The sequence below is a fragment of the Streptomyces sp. NPDC054765 genome (assembly GCF_053612065.1).
The window spans coordinates 1,417-3,274 of record NZ_JBSHBP010000143.1; the positions used below are offsets into that span (position 1 = coordinate 1,417).

Annotated in this window: 1 rRNA gene (cut by a window edge); it reads left to right on the plus strand. The window is 56.1% G+C overall.

The features are described from left to right. Positions 1-1,837: ribosomal RNA gene (locus ACWGJY_RS37430) — 23S ribosomal RNA — on the plus strand (it extends 1,367 nt beyond the left edge of the window). Positions 1,838-1,858 lie beyond the last annotated feature (21 nt).

Below are 1,858 nucleotides of genomic sequence, written 5' to 3' on the forward strand. Positions count from 1 at the left end.
ACGTCTGTTGTGATGGGTAGGGGAGCGTCGTGTGCCGGGTGAAGCAGCCGTGGAAACGAGTTGTGGACGGTTCACGAGTGAGAATGCAGGCATGAGTAGCGATACACACGTGGGAAACGTGTGCGCCGATTGACTAAGGGTTCCTGGGTCAAGCTGATCTGCCCAGGGTAAGTCGGGACCTAAGGCGAGGCCGACAGGCGTAGTCGATGGACAACCGGTTGATATTCCGGTACCCGCTTTGAAACGCCCAGTATCGAATCCATTAATGCTAAGGCCGTGAAGCCGGCCTGGAGTCTTCGGACAAAGGGACGTGGTGGAGCCGCCGGTCCAAGGTGGTAGTAGGTAAGCGATGGGGTGACGCAGGAAGGTAGTCCAGCCCGGGCGGTGGTTGTCCCGGGGTAAGGGTGTAGGGCGCTGTCCAGGTAAATCCGGACGGCATGAAGCCTGAGACCTGATGCCGAGCCGATTGTGGTGAAGTGGATGATCCTATGCTGTCGAGAAAAGCCTCTAGCGAGTTTCATGGCGGCCCGTACCCTAAACCGACTCAGGTGGTCAGGTAGAGAATACCGAGGCGTTCGGGTGAACTATGGTTAAGGAACTCGGCAAAATGCCCCCGTAACTTCGGGAGAAGGGGGGCCATTGCTGGTGATGGGATTTACTTCCTGAGCTGGTGGTGGCCGCAGAGACCAGCGAGAAGCGACTGTTTACTAAAAACACAGGTCCGTGCGAAGCCGTAAGGCGATGTATACGGACTGACGCCTGCCCGGTGCTGGAACGTTAAGGGGACCGGTTAGTCACATTTCGGTGTGGCGAAGCTGAGAACTTAAGCGCCAGTAAACGGCGGTGGTAACTATAACCATCCTAAGGTAGCGAAATTCCTTGTCGGGTAAGTTCCGACCTGCACGAATGGCGTAACGACTTCTCGACTGTCTCAACCATAGGCCCGGTGAAATTGCATTACGAGTAAAGATGCTCGTTTCGCGCAGCAGGACGGAAAGACCCCGGGACCTTTACTATAGCTTGATATTGGTGTTCGGTTCGGCTTGTGTAGGATAGGTGGGAGACTGTGAAGCGGCCACGCCAGTGGTTGTGGAGTCATTGTTGAAATACCACTCTGGTCGTGCTGGATGTCTAACCTGGGTCCGTGATCCGGATCAGGGACAGTGTCTGGTGGGTAGTTTAACTGGGGCGGTTGCCTCCTAAAGAGTAACGGAGGCGCCCAAAGGTTCCCTCAGCCTGGTTGGCAATCAGGTGTTGAGTGTAAGTGCACAAGGGAGCTTGACTGTGAGACTGACGGGTCGAGCAGGTACGAAAGTAGGGACTAGTGATCCGGCGGTGGCTTGTGGAAGCGCCGTCGCTCAACGGATAAAAGGTACCCCGGGGATAACAGGCTGATCTTCCCCAAGAGTCCATATCGACGGGATGGTTTGGCACCTCGATGTCGGCTCGTCGCATCCTGGGGCTGGAGTCGGTCCCAAGGGTTGGGCTGTTCGCCCATTAAAGCGGTACGCGAGCTGGGTTTAGAACGTCGTGAGACAGTTCGGTCCCTATCCGCTGTGCGCGTAGGAGTATTGAGAAGGGCTGTCCCTAGTACGAGAGGACCGGGACGGACGAACCTCTGGTGTGCCAGTTGTCCTGCCAAGGGCATGGCTGGTTGGCTACGTTCGGAAAGGATAACCGCTGAAAGCATCTAAGCGGGAAGCCTGCTTCGAGATGAGTACTCCCACCTCCTTTGAGAGGTTAAGGCTCCCAGTAGACGACTGGGTTGATAGGCCAGATATGGAAGCCTGGTAACGGGTGGAGTTGACTGGTACTAATAGGCCGAGGGCTTGTCCTCAGTTGCTCGCGTCCACTGTGT